Source organism: Algoriphagus sp. PAP.12, from assembly GCF_026652115.1.
Lineage (GTDB): Bacteria > Bacteroidota > Bacteroidia > Cytophagales > Cyclobacteriaceae > Algoriphagus.
Genome location: NZ_JAPPSQ010000025.1, coordinates 1 through 18589, shown reverse-complemented (window position 1 = coordinate 18589; position 18589 = coordinate 1). Strand labels below are relative to the sequence as shown.

Annotated in this window: 13 protein-coding genes; 4 read left to right on the top strand and 9 right to left on the bottom strand. The window is 39.4% G+C overall.

What is annotated here, in order from left to right; all coding sequences use genetic code 11:
- Positions 1–71 precede the first annotated feature (71 nt).
- Together O0V13_RS19705 and O0V13_RS19700 are read left to right on the top strand one after the other, a co-directional pair.
- On the top strand, positions 72–749 hold the full coding sequence (locus O0V13_RS19705) for a hypothetical protein (RefSeq protein ID WP_268036725.1): 678 nt from the start codon (positions 72–74) through the stop codon (positions 747–749).
- 65 nt (positions 750–814) lie between these two features.
- Entirely contained in the window at positions 815–1444 is a 630-nt protein-coding gene (locus O0V13_RS19700) for a DUF2306 domain-containing protein (RefSeq protein WP_268036724.1), read from the top strand.
- A 57-nt stretch (positions 1445–1501) separates the two neighbouring features.
- Here the strand turns inward: O0V13_RS19700 and O0V13_RS19695 are convergent, their stop codons facing one another.
- The 4 genes from O0V13_RS19695 to uxaC all read right to left on the bottom strand — a co-directional run bounded on the left by O0V13_RS19695 (position 1502) and on the right by uxaC (position 6003).
- Positions 1502–2434 carry a UDP-glucuronic acid decarboxylase family protein gene (locus tag O0V13_RS19695; RefSeq protein WP_268036723.1) on the bottom strand — a complete coding sequence of 311 codons (933 nt, stop codon included), beginning with the start codon at positions 2432–2434 and terminating at the stop codon, positions 1502–1504.
- 99 nt (positions 2435–2533) lie between these two features.
- Positions 2534–3709 (bottom strand): mannonate dehydratase, encoded by a 1176-nt coding sequence (gene uxuA / locus O0V13_RS19690; protein ID WP_268036722.1) that lies wholly within the window; start codon positions 3707–3709, stop codon positions 2534–2536.
- 33 nt (positions 3710–3742) lie between these two features.
- Positions 3743–4561 carry an SDR family oxidoreductase gene (locus O0V13_RS19685; protein ID WP_268036721.1) on the bottom strand — a complete coding sequence of 273 codons (819 nt, stop codon included), beginning with the start codon at positions 4559–4561 and terminating at the stop codon, positions 3743–3745.
- A complete protein-coding gene (uxaC, locus tag O0V13_RS19680; RefSeq protein ID WP_268036719.1) occupies positions 4558–6003 on the bottom strand; it encodes a glucuronate isomerase in 1446 nt (481 codons plus the stop codon). Before uxaC ends, O0V13_RS19685 begins: the two co-directional genes overlap by 4 nt.
- Positions 6004–6175: 172 nt before the next feature.
- On the opposite strand from uxaC, the gene O0V13_RS19675 reads away from it, so the two are divergent.
- Positions 6176–7198 (top strand): LacI family DNA-binding transcriptional regulator, encoded by a 1023-nt coding sequence (locus O0V13_RS19675; protein WP_268036718.1) that lies wholly within the window; start codon positions 6176–6178, stop codon positions 7196–7198.
- Between the two features lie 59 nt (positions 7199–7257).
- Here O0V13_RS19675 and O0V13_RS19670 read toward each other — a convergent pair whose 3' ends face one another.
- From O0V13_RS19670 to O0V13_RS19650, 5 genes are all read right to left on the bottom strand, one after another.
- Positions 7258–9063, bottom strand: coding sequence for a hypothetical protein (locus O0V13_RS19670; RefSeq protein WP_268036717.1), 1806 nt, complete (start codon positions 9061–9063; stop codon positions 7258–7260).
- 197 nt (positions 9064–9260) lie between these two features.
- Entirely contained in the window at positions 9261–10931 is a 1671-nt protein-coding gene (locus O0V13_RS19665) for a RagB/SusD family nutrient uptake outer membrane protein (RefSeq protein ID WP_268036716.1), read from the bottom strand.
- 6 nt (positions 10932–10937) lie between these two features.
- A complete protein-coding gene (locus tag O0V13_RS19660) occupies positions 10938–13955 on the bottom strand; it encodes a SusC/RagA family TonB-linked outer membrane protein (protein ID WP_268036715.1) in 3018 nt (1005 codons plus the stop codon).
- Between the two features lie 351 nt (positions 13956–14306).
- A complete protein-coding gene (locus O0V13_RS19655) occupies positions 14307–15656 on the bottom strand; it encodes a Gfo/Idh/MocA family protein (RefSeq protein ID WP_268036714.1) in 1350 nt (449 codons plus the stop codon).
- A gap of 12 nt (positions 15657–15668) precedes the next feature.
- Positions 15669–17060: a 3-keto-disaccharide hydrolase gene (locus O0V13_RS19650; protein ID WP_268036713.1), complete on the bottom strand. Its 1392-nt coding sequence runs from the start codon at positions 17058–17060 to the stop codon at positions 15669–15671.
- Positions 17061–17225: 165 nt separating this feature from the next.
- On the opposite strand from O0V13_RS19650, the gene O0V13_RS19645 reads away from it, so the two are divergent.
- The gene (locus O0V13_RS19645; RefSeq protein ID WP_268036712.1) at positions 17226–18386 is read left to right on the top strand and encodes a THUMP domain-containing class I SAM-dependent RNA methyltransferase; all 1161 of its coding nucleotides are present in this window, start codon (positions 17226–17228) and stop codon (positions 18384–18386) included.
- The last annotated feature ends 203 nt before the right edge of the window (positions 18387–18589 follow it).

Sequence of the window (18589 nt, the reverse complement as noted above, 5' to 3'; positions counted from 1 at the left end):
GGTTAACACCGATTAACGCAAAATTTAAGTGAAGGGCTTTGATTTTTTATAAATTCATTGAAACGCAAGCAATGAAGAAGCTTTTATTTTTTCTGTTCGTTATTCCATTCAGCACCATTTGCAAGGCTGAATATGAACAGCTTAATTTATATGAATTGGCTTTATATGCTGATAAAGTTGTTGTAGGGACAATTGTATATGTTGATCCTATCTATTTTACGATCAAAGTGGAGGAGTCTTTGACAAATCATTGGGGCTTCCTTAAAATCAGAAGATTTATAGACTGGACTTGCGCTATGAGATGGACTCCATACCAAGTTGGTCAAAAACTACTATTCTTCCTTGAGGAGGAGGAAGGTGACTACTTCCCAATTGGTGCTGGGAATGAAGGTGAAATGCCCGTTAAGGAAGGTAGAGTTTATATCAATGATCAAGCTTTAAATGGACTTGGATTTTATCCTCCCCCAAATTTTGTTTATAAATCCAATTTTAGGATCAGTCCTTTTTTATTCTATGAAGGGAAGTATCATGGTATTGAATATGGTTTGAGGGAATTGTTTCAAATAATCCAGCAAATTAAAAAATGCTATTTCATCGATTTCCAAAGTGAATGGCCTTATCACCGAAAATTTCTATGTACTGAAGACGAGATCCTTGCAAAAAGTGAAGGTTCAGATTTGAGGCTTTCTATCTTTTATGACTTCAAAAACAGGATGGGAATTTCCTCATCCAAAAAGGTTCGTAATTGATCAAAAATGGATTATTTTAGGTGAAAACTAGACCAAACAAACCATATTCATTTCTTTGAATTCATTTGAAAAAACCAACTCTTGCAAGAGTTTTTTGGTCGGTGATCATCCTCTTGAGTGCCTATTATTTGTTTAGAGGTATTCGATTTAGATTCCTAACAGAAGGGAATTTAGAAACCAAAGTGTTTTGGTATGTCTTTCATTTTTTGACCGCTTTGGCCCCTCTGATTTTAGGGCCTTTTCAATTTTCAAAAAGTCTCCGAATCAAGAATGTCAAAATCCACAGGACATTGGGAAAAATTTACCTCTTGGGATCTTTGTTAGGAGGAATTTCGGCTTTCGTTTTGGGAGTGAGAATTGACTTAGAAGGGTCAATTGTTTCATTGATTCTACTTTCGCTAATATGGATTTTTATGGTTGTGGCAGCCTGGGTTACCATTCGAAATGGAAATATCAAAGACCATCGGCTATTTGCCATTCGTAGTTATGGGTTGGCGTTGGTATTTGTATTCTTGCGCTTGATAGGGGATATTCCACAGGAAAAATTATTCTTCTTTATTGAGTCCCCTGAAATGCGGGATTCAACACTGGAATGGATCAGTTGGATTATTCCACTTTTAGCGATTGAATTGGTTATTTCTTGGATTCCAGCTTTAAAAGTGAAAAGGAAGTTTAAAAGTCAGGTGATTGATTAAGTAAAAAATAACCCTCAACAGAAATCTATTGAGGGTTTATCGTATTGGAATTTGGTTTTAGATAACTCCTTCGAAATATTCGATCGTTTTTGTCAATCCATCTCTCAATTTGATGGTTGGCTCCCAATTCAATTCTTTTTTTGCCAGATCAATCACTGGTTTTCTTTGCATCGGATCATCTTGTGGTAAAGGCAAGAATACCAATTTACTTTTACTGTTGGTAAGCTCAATAACTTCGTTTGCTAGCTCTAGCATGGTGAATTCTCCTGGATTACCAATATTAACAGGTCCAGTAAATCCATCTCTGGAATTCATCAAGCTGTACATTCCTTCGATATTGTCATCCACATAACAGAAAGAACGAGTCTGCTTTCCATCTCCATAAATGGTGATGTCTTCTCCTTTTAAAGCTTGCACAATAAAATTGCTGACAACTCGGCCATCATTAGGATGCATACGAGGTCCATAAGTATTGAAAATACGCATTACCTTGATCGGAACTCCATGTTGTCTATGATAATCAAAGAAAAGTGTCTCAGCGCATCTTTTGCCCTCATCATAGCAAGCGCGGATACCTAAAGTATTTACATTTCCTCGGTAAGACTCTGGCTGCGGATGGATTTCAGGATCTCCATATACTTCAGACGTACTTGCTTGAAGAATTTTGATTTTAAGCCTTTTTGCCAAACCTAGCATATTCATCGCCCCAATTACAGAGGTTTTTGTAGTCTGAACTGGGTCAAACTGATAATGAATAGGAGATGCCGGGCAAGCCAGGTTATAGATTTCATCTACTTCGACAAATAGGGGATGGGTTACATCATGTCTGAGAAGTTCAAAATTTTTATGGTCTAAAAGATGGTGGATATTACTTCTTCTTCCGGTAAAAAAATTATCTACACACAAGACTTCATTTCCTTCTTTCAATAATCTGTCGCAAAGATGGCTTCCTAGAAATCCGGCACCACCGCTTACCAAAACTCTTTTCATTTAGTTGGAGGATGTTAAAATTGAATCGATGCGAAAATAAGGAATTGTTTCGCATTTAACAGGATAAAAAAAGCCAGAAATACTTTTCTGGCTTGAGTATTACTTATTTCTGGTATAAATCAGGGCAGATTCAATCCCCCTGATTTCTGCTAATCCTTTCAGCCTTCCAATTGCGGAATAGCCAGGATTGGTTTTTTTATTCAAATCATCCAACATCTGATGACCATGATCTGGTCTCATTGGGATACTTTTTCCTCGCTTTTCCTGAACTTTTAAGATTTCATCTACGACTGCTTCCATAGGGACATTTCCATCCAAATGGTTGTCCTCAAAGAAATTGCCTTCAGCATCTCTTCGAGTACTTCTCAAGTGGATGAAATTGATGTGATCTCCGAATTCAGCAACCATAGCTGGCAAATCATTATCAGGACGCACACCATAGCTTCCTGTGCAGAAGCAAAGCCCATTGTGGGGACTAGGATTGTCGGTGATAATTCTTCGCGCATCTGCTGCTGTAGAAACGATCCTAGGAAGTCCATACAAAGAGAACGGAGGGTCATCTGGATGAATCGTCAAATAAACTCCTACTTCAGCCGCTACCGGTACAATAGCATCCAAAAACAAGCGAAGGTGTTCCTGAAGCTTTGCTTCATCAATTCCGTCGTAGGTTTTCAGCATGGCTCTGAATTCATCCAGCGTATAGCCGATTTCAGATCCAGGAAGCCCTTTTAGAATATTATCTATAATCAATTGCTTTTTATCTTCGCTCAGAGCTTCATAATAAGCCTTCACCACAGCAATCTCTTCTTGGCTATATTCAGTAAATGCTTCTGGTCTTTCCAAAATGAAAAGGTCAAATGCCTGAACAGCTTTCTTTTCATAGAAAAGTGCCGTTGCACCATTTGGTAGTTTTCTAAATAGATCCGTTCTAGTCCAATCCAAAATCGGCATGAAGTTGTAGCAAACCGTATAAATTCCTTCAGATGCTAAATTTCTGAGGGTTTGCTGATAGTTTTGGATCAGCTCATCGAAGTTTTCAGTTCTGGTTTTGATCCTTTCGTGAACAGGTACTGATTCCACGACCGACCAGGTCAAACCGGCCTCTTCAATGATTTTCTTTCTAGTTTGGATTTCCTCGATTGACCAAACTTCTCCATTTGGAATATGGTGCAATGCCGTCACGATTCCGGTAGCACCTGATTGACGGATGTCCTGTAAGCTAACTGGGTCATTGGGACCATACCAACGCATGGTCTGTTCCATTTTTGGAATCATATAGATCTATTTTGGGATTAAATAAATTCGAAATTAAACACCGGAATAAGCGCTGAATCCACCATCCACAGGTACGATTGTTCCTGTAACAAAAGCAGATGCATCAGAGCAAAGCCATTGAAGAGCTCCTAGCAAGTCATCCGGTTTTCCAAATCTTTCCATTGGAGTATGGGTGATGATTTGATTTCCTCTTTTGGTCAGAGAGCCATCTGACTCTGTCAAAAGGGTTCTGTTTTGCTCGGTTAAAAAGAATCCAGGAGCTATTGCATTTACTCTGAATTCAGGTCCATGCTTACCTGCCAATTCTACAGAAAGCCATTTGGTTAAATTGTCAATTGCAGCTTTTGCAGAGGCATAGCCCATCACTCGAGTCATGGGCCTGGATGCAGCCATGGAGCTGATATTCAATATGTTTCCTTTGTTGTTTTTTAGCATCAAAGGAAGTAAGAATTTGATTGGGAGCACGGTGCCCATGTAGTTCAAGTCCAATACCTTTCGAAGAGATGCAGTGTCCAAATCCAGAAAATTCTGATCCGGAGTCACGACTGCACCCGGCATATTTCCACCAGCTGCATTGATCAAAGTATCGATAGATCCATGGTCTTTTTCGATGGCTTTTGCGGCTTCTTCCAAGCTTTTTTCATCTGTGACATCACAGATATATCCTTGGGCATTTCCTCCTTCAGATTTAATTTTATCAACTAGGGAATCCACCTTTGAAGGAGTTCTTCCCAAAATCAAAACTGTTGCACCTTCCTGAGCTAAATGAAGGCTCATGGATTCTCCTAAAACACCTGTGGCTCCTGAAAATGCGATTGTTTTCCCCTGGAGGGAGAAAAGATTGTTACTCATGGTTTGATTTGAATATTGGTTGGGTGAAAGTCAAAATAGTTTTTAGCATTGAAATAGCAGATATCTGAGATGATTTTGCCAAGCCACTTTTCATCCCAAGGCAATTCTCCATTTTCTACATCTTTTCCGAAGAGGTTACTAAGGATTCTTCTGAAATACTCATGTCTTGGGAAAGACAAGAAGCTTCTTGAATCTGTCAGCATTCCAATAAAGCAGGAAATCAAGCCCATATTGGAAAGGGTATTCATCTGCGCTTCCATTCCGTCTTTTTGGTCCAAATACCACCAGCCTGATCCAAACTGAATCTTTCCCTTGGTACTTCCATCATTGAAATTGCCAACCATGGTAGCGAAGACCTCATTGTCTCCAGGATTTAAATTGTAGATCACAGATTTGGTCAGTTGGTCATTGGAATCCAACTCATTGAAGAATTGAGCCAAAGCTTTTGCTTGCACGAAATCTCCAATTGAATCAAAGCCTGTGTCAGGACCCAAAGTAGAAAGCATCCGATGATTGGTATTTCTCAAAGCTCCCAGGTGGAACTGCTGTACCCAGCCTTTTGCATGATACATCTTGCAAAGTGCCGTCAAGGTCTTGAACTTGAAATACTGGATTTCTGAAGTGGTTAATGTCTTCTTGTTTTTCAAGAGCTCAAATAGGTCTTGAATATTGTATTGTTCTTTTTCGAAGAAGTATAGCTGCTCTAAACCATGGTCAGATAAGCGGCAACCTCGATCATGAAAGAAATCAATTCTGTTTGCCAAAGCTGCCAAAAGATCTTCATAGGTATTGATATGGATTCCAGCTGCTTTTCCTAGTTTTTCCAAGTAGGAAAGGTAAATTTCTGGATTTTCCACTGCATAGGATTTATCAGGTCTAAATGCCGGATACATCTGAAAGGAATCCGCTTTTTGGGCAAATTCTACGTGCTCCTGGAGGCTATCTGCTGGATCATCTGTAGAACAAATTACCTCCACATTCATCTGCTTCAAAAGGCCGTTTGTACTGAAATCAGGCGAGGCCAATTGCTCATTACAATGGTTGTAAACTTCAAATGCATTTTCCTCACTTAATAGATCATCCACACCAAAATACCTTCTCAACTCTAAATGAGTCCAGTGGTAAAGTGGATTTCGCATGGTGTAAGGGACTGATTTTGCCCAAGCAGCGAACTTGTCTTTGTCGGATGCGTCTCCGGTGATAAATTTTTCTGAAACCCCCAACGTTCGCATGGCTCTCCATTTGTAATGATCACCCGCAAGCCAGATCTGGCTCATGTTTGCAAACATTCGATCCTCATTGACCTCATTTGGAGGGAGGTGGTTATGATAATCTATGATTGGTAGATTTTTGGCAAAATCATGATATAAAATTTTGGCGTATGGGCTTTGTAGAAGAAAGTCTTCCGATAAGAAATTGGTTTGGACTTCGGTAGAGATCATAGGTACTTTTCCTTGTTTTAGGATTGGCTATTTATCTTTGAATTTACCCTGAAATGAGGGTTTTTTAAGATTTAAATACGAAATCGATTGCGATTTTTTAAAGATTTTTACGAAGAGACTTTATTTCCTTCGTATTTTCAAGCACTTTTATTTCAAACAACCCAAAATAGTCATGAGTAATGGAATTAGTTTAAAAGAGTTGGCTGCCGAATTGAAATTGGCTCCTTCTACAGTCTCTCGAGCTTTGAACGATAGCTACGAGATTTCCGAGGCGACAAAGAAGAAGGTGATCAACATGGCTGAAAAGCTCAATTATCAGCCTAATCCCTTTGCAAGAAGCTTGAGGGAAAATAAAAGTAAGACCATTGCGGTGATTATTCCTGAGCGAATCAATAACTTTTTTGCTCAAGTGATGGATGGTATTGAGGAGATAGCTCATGAGCATGGATACCATTTATTGGTCTACAGTACACATGAGGATGTGGAGAAAGAAAAGAAAATCGTCTCCCTTCTTCAGAATAAAAGGGCAGATGCGATTGTGATGTCAGTTTCCAGTCAGACCAGTGATGTTTCACATTTGGAAAAGTTGTATCAAAGAGACCTACCAATTATTTTCTTTGACAGAGTTTGTTCAGATATTCCTACTACCAAGTTTATCACCAATGACTATGAAAGCGCTTACGAAGGTACAAAGCATCTGATCCAGCAGGGTTGTCAAAAAATTGCCTTTTTGATGTTGGCCAAAGAGCTTTCCATTACTAAAGAGCGCTATAGAGGATACTTGGATGCACTAAAGGAAGCTGGAATGCAGCCAGAGCCAACATTTAGTCTGCATTGTTGTCGTAGCGATGAGGAAAATATTCAATTGATTACCGAGCTATTGAAGTCTGAAAACAGGCCTGATGGAATATTGTCATCTGTAGAAAAATTGGCATTGGCGACCTACCATGCGGTGAAAAAAACCAAACTGAGTATTCCAGATGATTTGAAGATCATTACTTTTTCAAATATGAGCTCTGCTGGTTTGCTGAGTCCATCACTTTCTACCATCACTCAGCCTGCTTTAACGATTGGTCAGGAGTGTGCCAAATTATTGATTAAGAAACTGACCAAACCACGTCATAATGAATTGAAAGATCAGGTCATTGTGATTCCGAGTAAATTGACAATCAGAGAGTCTACGATGGCTCGTTAATTATTTCGAAAAGAACATGTAAAAAGCCCATTGATTCATTTCAAAGGGCTTTTTTGTCATTAGGCGTTGACAGTTTGTTTGGGTAATAATTCATCTAGTTCCTGCCAGATTTGATTCATTTGGGATTTCATTTTATCTAGGATTTCATCGGTGTCTGGAGTGTAATCCTGAATCAAATTTTTATAATAATCCATTCCATTTAAAAGGTTGGATTTGAATTTTTCAAAATAGGATTGCTTCCGTGCATTGATTTCAGGCCCTACCTTTTCGAGTTCATTTTTAAGATATGTAATGTAAAGTTGAAGCTCCTTGATGAATACATGCGGTCTGTTGGCATCCAGATTCAAGGAGATTTTACCATAGATATGATCCACCATTTCCTGAAGGCTAAAAGTACCTTTGAAATAAGCCAAGTTGGGACCTGGGCAAATGGTTACAGCATTCAGATTTCGTTTTGGAGTTCCTCCGTTCGCCAAGATAGCTGGTGCACTTAATCCTTCACAGAGACAATCTTTCTCCAATGTGTCTTTGTAGGACTCAGAACTTGTTTCTCCTTTTTGGAAAAGCTTAGCTTTCAGGTTTTGATATTGTCTGGAGGCAGTACAAATCGGTTTTTCGGTAAACTCTGTGCTGAAAGAAAGGAACTTCTTGTAACAAGGGCTTCCAGGTCTATTTTTCTCAATTCTAGCTTTCCTTTGATCTTCACCACTGGAATTTCTCAGGTTGTTAAATGGTACTCCAAGAGGTGATGCTGCACTTAGGAAATAGTCTGATTGTTTGGCTTTGAGCAATCGGTCCATTGTGTCTTGGTCCACTGAAGTGGCCTCTGGGACCAAAAGGAATGGGCTTCCCCAGCCAGTTCCGTCCAATTCATAATGGGATCTTAAGAAACTGTCTTCCTGTGCGGTACCAATTCCACCTTGATAGGTGATTTTTAGCTCTTGAGGATTTTGAAATAATGTTTTTCCTTTTTCATGTAATGTCTTATTACAGATCTCAAGAATTGAAGATTTCAATTCGGCTCTATTGCTTTTGAACTCTTCCAAAATGGGACCGATTAAGAATCCATCCGTAGCAAAAGCATGTCCTCCACAGTTTAGTCCTGATTCTATTCGAAATTCTGAAACCCAAAGCCCTTTTTTGGCTAAAAATTTACCTTGGATCAAAGCAGATCTATAATCGCTGACTTTCAGACAGATTTTCTTTTTGATAAAGCCTGAATCGTCAGGGAAAAAGTCCTCAAAATTTTCAGCATAGGCAAATAAGGCAGGATTCATTCCTGCAGAAAAAATCACAGATGATTCCAATTTGCTGTTGGCATATCCTCTCAATGCGGAAAGTGCATCTGAATACTCTCTGGATAGGGGATTGCCATTCTTATCATAGTTGATCTTGTCGACCTTGGTCATGATATTGATGTCAATCTTTCCCGGCTTGATCATGTTCTGAACAGCTTCTCTGTCTTCCTTTGTAATTTCTTTTCCTTTCAAAGACTTAATGATTTTATTCAGTGGATGATTAAGAGGAAGAAGTTGAATATATTTTTGAAGTAGTGAAGAGTCTAGATTTTCGAAGGCTTTGACATGTTCCAATTGTCTGAATACTAAATCATGAGTCAAATCCAAAAAGGCTGTTATTCGTTTTGCTCTGGAATCCTCTTCATTTTCATGAATAGGATGAAATTCAAGCTGATACTTTTCAGAATAAATTTTTCTCATCATTTCCAAAAGTTGATCGTCCATAATGGAAATGACACTGGAAATGCCCAGATGTGCAACTTTGATAGGGCTATCAACAGTATAGCCCAAGCCCATCACTGGAATATGAAAGGAATGAGGGGGATTTTGTTGAGAAATAGTACTCATATAGGTAATGCGAATATTTTGACAATTTAATTCAGTAAAATTATCTCCATTCGCAGAGGCAATAGCTAGTATATGTCTGGCCAAGCTATGATAAAAATCAGGAATTTTCAGTTTGGATAATTTCAAAAAAGAAATAAAAATAGCTGCCCCGAAGATCAGGACAGCTATACTGTTAAATAAACCAGCTTAACTATTTATTAATAACCTGGATTTTGAGGGAAAGCACTAGCATTGCCCTCGGCTCTATCTATTTGGTTCTGTGGAATTGGTCTCAATACGTGGAAGTCCTGAATATTTGGTCCACCTTGAGGGTTGTATGCTTTAACTCGTTCTATAAGGATTCCCCATCTCTTCAAGTCAAGCCATCTTGTTTGTTCGCCGATCAATTCGCGAGCTCTTTCCTCAGTGATAAACTCAAAAGTCAAATCACCTTCAGAAATTTCCATTTCTGTCTCCTTTCCTGGGAATGCGGCTCTTCTTCTGACCATATTGATATTTTCTGTCGCTTGAGTCATCTTTCCTTGACGGAACTGAGCCTCAGCCAAAAGCAAATAGGTGTCTGCTAATCTAAATGCGATATAATCGCGACCTCCCTCAAATTGAGTTCTATCAGCTCTTCCCGGGTCCATGTGCTTTTTCAAAGCAGGGAAAAGACGTTCTGTATACAATTCAGGAGTCAACACCTGATAAGGGTATTTGGCTCTTTCGGCTTCAGACATATTGTAACCTGGAAGCCACATGGTGGTATCCCCTTGAGCAAAGGTTACTGTCTCTTTAGATTTGTCGAAAGTAGTATTATAAGTTCCCGGCTTATTAGACAAGAAATTATCACGATATGATTTTTTATATCTGGAATCATTTACTCTATCTGCAAAGATGACATTCAATGTATAATCAGTAGGTCTGTATCTTTTGAAAGGTCTACCGTTTTCGGTGTCTCTCTGCATCCCAGGCTGAACATCATACTCCATCAAAAAGAAAACGTGAGCATTGTTTCCTCCACCATTGGTCAATGGATCTCTGGTGTATTGCACGGACCAGATTACCTCATTATTGATTTCATTCCCAAAGGCATGAACATCCCCAAAATCAGGAAGTAATTCGAAACCGTAATTGGAAACTACATTTTGCAAGAGCGGCTCTGCTTTTGCAAAATCGGAAGATTCAGCTGCTTCAGAGGTTCCTTTTGTTAAATAAACTCTCCCCAAAAGGTGTTCTGCAGCAGGTCGAGTAGCTCTACCATAATCTGAAGATTGGGTTTTGGCCTCCAAATTTGGAATAGCCTCTTCAAGGTCCTGAATGATTGCCGCATAAATCGAAGCAACTGAGGCTCTAGTCACCTCTTTAGTTGGAACTTGAGTTTCGGATAATTGCAAATCAACACCTCCAAACAGTTGAACCAAAATAAAGTAATGATGAGCCCTGATAAACTTTGCCTCAGAAATTCTTTGCAATAACAGCTCTTCGTTGATCCCTGTTACATTGGCTGACCGATCGATTACAGCATTACAGGTATTGATGCCGCGGTATAATTCATCCCAAACTTCGCGGGCATGTCCATTTTGGGAATCAAACTGGTTGGTATAGGTATTCATGAATTTCCAAGAACCATCAGCACCATTGGTATAGATGTCTGTACCAAAGATCGTGAAGTTGTTTCCACGCTCTGTACCATACCAGTTTCGCATGGTGCTATAGGCGGCATTGATCCCATCATTCAATCCTTTTGGGGTATTTAGGTAGTCATTTCCGATTTGGGAAATCACATCTTCCTCCAAAAAACCACTACAGGAAACTGTGGCACTTAATCCTAATGCCAGGGCTGTAGTTTTAGCCCAAGTGTTCATTTTTATAGCTAAATTTTTCATCTCTGTTTAGAATTTTGCATTGATACCAAATGTGAAAGAAGTGACCGCCGGAGCGACATTGGCATTGACAGATCCTGCAGCTACTCCTTGCTCTCCGTCCATGAATACTTCAGGATCTATCCCCTTGTATTTGGATCTATATTCTGCGAAAATGAATGGCTGCTGAATACTAGTATACAATCTCAAGCTGGTCAAACCGATTCGCTTCGCTGCTTCAGGATTCAAATTGTATCCGAAATTGATGTTTCTAACCTTGATAAAGGTACCGTCGAAATATTGCATAGAGCTTGCATATTTGGCACTTTCTTGGTTCACATTTGGTCTAGGAAACTCATTGGTTGGATTGTCTGGAGTCCAGTAATCAACATCCAGATTGTTGTATCGTCCTGCCAAAGTATTGTTACCAGTGTGGAATTGAGAACGGATCATAAAACCGAATCTTCCATATAAGAAAAAGGAAAGGTCAAAACCTTTGTAGGTGAATCTATTGGTCATACCCAAAGCAAACTTTGGAACAACAGAACCTAAGAATTGTCTGTCATCAGCATTGATTTTGCCATCTCCATTGATGTCTTCCACTTTGATTTCACCTGGTTTGTCACCAAAAGAGGTAGCCAAATCAGTCTCAGACAATTGCCAAATTCCGATTTTATTCCAATCATAGAAGATGGTCAAAGGCTGACCGATAAATCTACCTGCAGAAATATCATCTCCATTCGGTAAGGATATGATTTCCTCTCTGTTTCTATTGAATATGAAGTCCGTTGACCACATAAAATCACCTTTTTCAATATTCAAAGTGGATAGAGTCAATTCAATACCTCTGTTTTGAGTTTCCCCAATGTTGGTTGTAAACCCACCAAATCCGATTGAGTTTGGAAGCGGTTGTGGAGCCAAAAGGTCAGAAGTATTCGTGATGTAGTATTCTAATGAACCGAAGATTCTGCTATTGAAAATAGCAAAGTCCAAACCGGCATTGAAAGTGGAAGATGTTTCCCATTTCAAATCAGGGTTTCCGATGGTATTTGGTCTATATCCATAGGCAGGTGAGTTATCGTAGGCATAAGAAGTTCTACCCAATAATGCTTGGGTTTGATAAGGGTTGATCGCCTGGTTACCAATTTCACCATAAGATAATCTCAACTTCAATTGATCAAATACTTTGGAGGATTGCATGAAATCCTCAGAATGGATATTCCAACCCAAGGCTACAGAAGGAAAGTAACCAAAGCGGTTGTTTTCACCGAATCTGGAGCTTCCGTCTGCTCTCAATGTTGCAGTTAATAAATATTTGTTTTTGTAGTCATAGTTCAATCTACCCATGAAGGAGAGAAGTGCCCATTCTGAAATGATGGTGTTGGCTCCTGTAATCTGTGAAGCATCCCCTAAACGGTGAAATAGTTGGGACTCAGCAGGAATACCCAAAACACTGATAGAGGAATTTTCATATCGGTCTTTCTGGATCGACTGAAGAGCAGTTAAATTAAAATTGTGTACATCCTTAACAGTTTTGTTATAGGTAAGAATGTTTTCTACAGTATAGTTAAAGGTAAATTCGTCCAAAACACTACCTGTAGCATCCCCACCACGTCTTGCATTGGTTTGAGAACCTGTGAATCTTCCATTTCTGCTTATCGTGATATCCGGACCAAATACAAATCGATAATTTAATCCCTTGGCAATCTCCCAATTGGCATAGATGCTATTGAAAATTCTATAGTTTTTGGTTAAATCTTCTTGTGCACCGGGAACAATTTCTGCAAATGGGTTGGTACGCAAACCATCTGAAGTAGGAAGGAAGATCAGGTTGCCTTCATCATCATAAGGTTTACCTAAAGGATTTTCAGCCAAGGCTCCACCCAGTGGGTTGAAATTCTCTCCATTTCTTTCACTGTAAGAAACCAAGGTGGAGGTTCCGAATTTGATTTTCTTATTGATCTGATGGTCAATATTAGCTCGGAAAGTATAGCGGGTATAATCCTGATTGATGATCACACCTTTGTCATTGAAATAGTTGGCAGAAACAAAGAATGTTGTTTTTTCAGAGCCACCACTTACACCGATTTGATGACTTTGGATTGCTCCATTTCTCAATAAACCATTAACATAGTCGGTACTTCTACCTAATGCAATTCCTTCTAGTTCAACTGGCTCGAATAAAGATTCATCTGCCTGAGGTGTAGCAGGTCCATCTGGATATTCACCACTAGCTCTTCTAGATTCTCTTTTGTATTCAGCGAATTCAGGGCCATTAAACACATCAATAGTTCCTAGCTTCTTATTTACACCATAATAAGAATCCAGGGAGACGATGGTTTTACCTTTGGTTCCCCTTTTTGTAGTAATCAAAACCACCCCATTGGATCCTCTAGATCCATATATTGCAGTTGCAGAGGCATCTTTGAGTACCTCCATAGATGTGATGTCTTGAGGATTGATATCATTTAATCCACCCACAATTGGAATCCCATCAACTACATAAAGAGGTTCGTTCGATGCATTGAATGACCTACGACCTCTAATCCTAACTTGTGGTGCCGACCCAGGTTTGGAACCCGGCTGGGTAACATCGACACCTGCTGCTCGGCCTTGAAGTGCCTGTCTGGCATCGGTAATCGGCAATTCTTGAATCTCTTTGGATCCCACCGAAGATATTGCTCCAGTTAATTGACTTTTTTTGGCAGTACCATATCCAACCACAATCACTTCTTCCAGATCAGCCAAGTCTGGACTCATAGTCACATTAATTTGACTTTGGTTGCCTACGGTTATTTCAGTTGGATTATAACCGATAAAAGAAAAGACCAAAATTCCGGTAGAAGGAGCAGAGATGGTAAATTCACCATCCAAATCAGTGGTTGTACCGCGAGTACTACCCTTTAATAATATGGTAACTCCTGGCAAAGGCGAGCCATCTTCATCGAAGACGACACCTCGTACTTCTTGATCTTGAGCATAGGAACTTGTTATGCCTATAAAAAAGATCAGCGCCACCATCCAATAGGTGTAAAGTTTTGTGCGCATAAATTTTAGGTTTTTGTTAATAGATAGATTGTTTATAAATGGCAGAAATCATTGATAATGGTGAGTTATTCAATGATGAATGCAATCAAAAAATTAAACAGATTAAAAACTCTTAACAATACCTTATTATAGGTTTGTTACGGAATCGATTGCGATTAAATTACTGTATTTCAGAAAGTTATTAACTCTTTAAATTTTTTGTGGAAAAATTGCTTAAAGTGAAAAAATAATGTGGAAAAATTGCTTATAATATATTTTATAAATAGGAAACGATTGCGGAAAAATTTTGGATATTAAAAAAGGTCAAATTATATAATTTGACCTTTTACAAAATAGTATATATAAAATACATTACACTTTAGGAGGCTCCCAGCCTTTTTCATATTCTCTACTCCAAAGTGCTTGGGCTTTTTTAGAGTTTGTGATATGTCCATTGGAGGGATCGCAGGTTAATTGCTCCCCAGTTCTGTAGGAAATGTTAGCTAGGTGACAGAGCAATGTACTTACTGCACCTTCTTCGATATTTGAGTTTTGATTTTCTTTTCCACGTACTGCATTGAAGAAGTTTTGAACGTGTGTGGTACTCATATCACCTCCACCACCAAGAGCTGTTCCAGCCTCATTACTGGCAGAAGAACTGTCTTTGACCAACTTGCCACTTCTATCAAATTGCTTATAACCTCCTCTGTTCACAAATACGCTTCCTTCAGATCCATAAATGATGGTTCCTCTATCAGCACCATACGTATTGTAACCGTTTCGGCTTTTTCCATCCCAAACAATTGTCGAACCATTACCAAATTTGAATTGAGCTTCCAATGTGTCGTACATAGTCCATCCATCGTCCTCAAAATGGTATTTTCCACCATCAACATTAACGTGGCTAGGATAGTCTACCTGAAGTGCCCACCTGGCTACATCTAGTTCGTGGGTAGCATTGTTTCCAGTTTCGGCAGTTCCATAATCCCATCCGTACCAGTGCCAGTTGTAATTCCAGGTATCATGTTGATAGGCTTTTCTAGGAGCTGGACCTTGAAATAAATCCCAGTTCAAACCATCTGGCGGGGCAGCAGGAGTGGGGTTTACCACTCGTCCTCTGGCATTGCTATAAAAAGCCAAGGCTTTGTATGGTTTACCGATAGCGCCATTGTGAATGGCAGCAATAATTTCACGGCTTTCAGGTGCCGATCTTTGCTGATTACCCATTTGAACAACCTTGTCATATTTCTTTTGAAAAGCGATTAAGAGTTCCCCTTCTTTTGGATTGTGAGAACATGGCTTTTCTACATAAACGTGTTTTCCTCTTTCTAAGGCTAACCAAGTGCCTGGAGCATGCCAGTGATCTGGAGTGGCATTGATAAGAACGTCTAGATCAGAATCTTCCAATACTTTCATAATATTTCCTTCTAATTTGGGCTGGTAGGAAATATGTTTGGAAAAGTTTGTAGCAGCTTTGGTCATTTGACTATCCATGACATCGCATAGATAAAGTAAGTTGACATTGCTGGATGCAGCACCAATTGGCTCATAATAAGCACCTAATCTTCTTCCCAATCCTGCTATCGCAACATTGAGACGGTCATTGGCTCCTAGGATTCTACCATAAGATTTTGCTGAAAATCCAACTGCTCCCAAAGCTGATAGTCCCAGCGTGGCAGCACTACTTTTTTTGATAAACTCTCTTCGGTTTTGTTTACTCATGGATTTTGGGTCTTATTTCAATTCTTTAATCTTGATGTTTTTGAAGCTTACTTCATCGCCATGATCCTGTAACAGGATCCGGCCTTTTTCTGCCTCACCAAAGTTGTCCCATTTCTTGTACTTGCTGATTGCTACCAGATCTCTGTACTCTTGGGAACCTCTTACATACTCCACTACTTTGACACCATTTAAATAGTGCTCCACTTTGTTGTCTGGATAAACTACCACTCTTCCTTTATTCCATTCGCCAATTGGTTTGATGAAACGAGACTGCTTGTCAGCCTTGATTAGATCATACAAAGAGGAAAGCGTTCTGTTTCCTTCTATCCCCATTTTTGCATCTGGATGCTTTTCATCATCTAGTATTTGATATTCCAACCCAATGGCAGAACCGGAGTTTCCTTCAGAAAGCGTTACAAAATATTTCAAACCACTATTTGCTCCTTCAGTCAATTTAAATTCAAAAGCAAGGTCAAAAGCTGAATATTCGTCTGTTGTTACGATATCACCTGCATTGGTAGATTCACTTCCGTCAGTTGCAGCAATAGTCAAAATACCATCAGTGATTGACCAACCATGATCAGGGAAAGATTCTTTGTAAGCACCAATCCATCCATCAGAGTTCTGTCCATTGAAAAGCAGTTTCCAACCTTTAGATTTCTCATAATCCGTCAATTCATTCAATCTGTTATTAACAACGAAAATATCCTTACTGAAAGGCTTAGGATCCAAGTTTTCTGTTTTGACTTTCACATTTTTGAAGTAGGTCTTATTTCCAGCATCTTCTGGGTTTCTGATTCCATGTACCTGCAAACCGATAAAACCGGTTGCATCCATATCATCTACTACATAGGCTACTTCTACACCATTGATCCAAGTTTTGATTTCATCCCCAATAGCCTCGATTCTGTAATGGTTAAATTCACCCATTTTAAAAGCTGATTTAGCCTCGGGGTTCAATTCCAAAGGATAAAGCCATCCTCTTCTTGCTTCATCGTATAAACCTCCTGACCAAGCTCTTTCACTTGGGTCTGCTTCGATTTGATAACCGAAAACTCTTCCTTGACCATCATTGGCATTGGCATCAAATTGACCACGAGCCATCACGCCTGAATTGGAGCTTAGATTTTCAATTTTTAGATCCAACTCTACAATGTAATCGCCAAAAGTTTCTTCTGTAACAAGGAAGGTATTTGGGGTGTTTGCCACAGCTCTTCCCACTATTACTCCATCCTCTACATCAAAAATTGCCTCTCCTCCAAGTGGCTTCCATCCAGTCAAATCTTTCCCATTAAATAAATCTCTCCATCCGTCATCAGTTGTAGTCCCTTTTTGGGGAGAAGAGCAGGCAGAAGTCCATATTGCTAAAGCGCCAAAAAGGCCTAAAATCGTTTTATATTTCATTTTTTTGGGTATTTGTATCAATCTAAATTGATTATTTCGGTTGTTTAGAACAAGCCGATTTATAGGGAAGTTACGCAATCGATTGCGACTTTTTAGACAGTTTTCTACCAATGGAGGATTGAATTTTCATTGAATTCCTTTGGATTGAAATTCCTACTTTTGTGCATGCTTGATTTTAATGAGAGAAGAAAGGTCTTTGTTACCTGTAAGGATAGATCTGTTTCCTATTTGGAAAAGGAAATAAGAGAATTAGGATTTGTGCCTGAATCAGTCCAAAGAACTGGTGTGGAGCTGATCGCTTCCATGGAGGATTGCATGGATTTGAATTTACATTTGAGAACTGCCTCCCATGTTTTATTTGAAATCAAGTCATTCTATTTGCGTCACGCAGATGATATTTATAGACGGGTGAAAGCCATTTCTTGGGAGGATTACCTGGATGTGGATGGTTATTTTTCCATCAATTCTGTGGTAGATAATGAAACTGTGACTACTCCTTTGATTGTCAATGTGAAAGTCAAAGATGCTATCGTAGATCGATTCCGAGAGAAATTCGGAAGAAGACCTGATTCCGGTTCCGAATTTCAAGGGGCCGTTTTCCAGATGTTCTGGAAAAGAACTCAAGCAACCTTATATATCAATACCTCTGGGGAAACTTTGGCCAAGCATGGCTACAGAAAAATCCCTGGAAAGGCTCCAATGATGGAGGATTTGGCGGCAGCGACCATTTATGCAACTGAGTGGAATACTCGAGTACCCTTTATCAATCCAATGTGTGGTTCGGGGACATTGGCAATAGAAGCGGCTTTGATGGCTACCAAGCGTTTTCCAGGGCTTTATCGGGATCATTATTCTTTTATGTCCATTTTGGGCTATGATGAAAATGCCTACCAAGCAAAAATGAAAAAGCTCCAAAATAAGATCATGGAAGTACCTGAGGTGAAAATTATTGCCTCGGATATCTCGTTGCAGGCGATTTCCTTTGCAAAAGAAAATGCGATCACCGCAGGAGTGGATCATATGATTGAGTTTCAGGTTTGTGATTTCGCCGATACTGAAATTCCGGAAAGACCGAAAGGAGTACTCATGTTTAATCCCGAATATGGAGAAAGGTTAGGGGAAGAGACCGAACTGGCCTTGACTTATAAAAGAATGGGAGATTTCATGAAGCAGCAATGTGCCGGCTATCGCGGCTATATTTTCACAGGCAATATGGAGCTGGCGAAAAAAGTTGGCTTGAAAGCAAGTAGAAGGATCGAGTTTTGGAATGGAACGATCGATTGTCGCTTGCTCAAATATGATTTGTACGAAGGGAAACGGGACTAATCACCAAGGCTCAATTAACAATTCTCTACCATAAAAAAGCTGAAATCGACCATTGACGATTTCAGCTTTTTCATTTTAGCTTTCTGCCTTTTTTTTCTGAAAGAGAAAACCTAATAAACAGGGCTGATTAGTCATTTTTAGTATTGGGAGAGCATAGTAAGTCCGGCCTCAGAGAGGTAGGTATTTGAGTATTTTAATAAGAT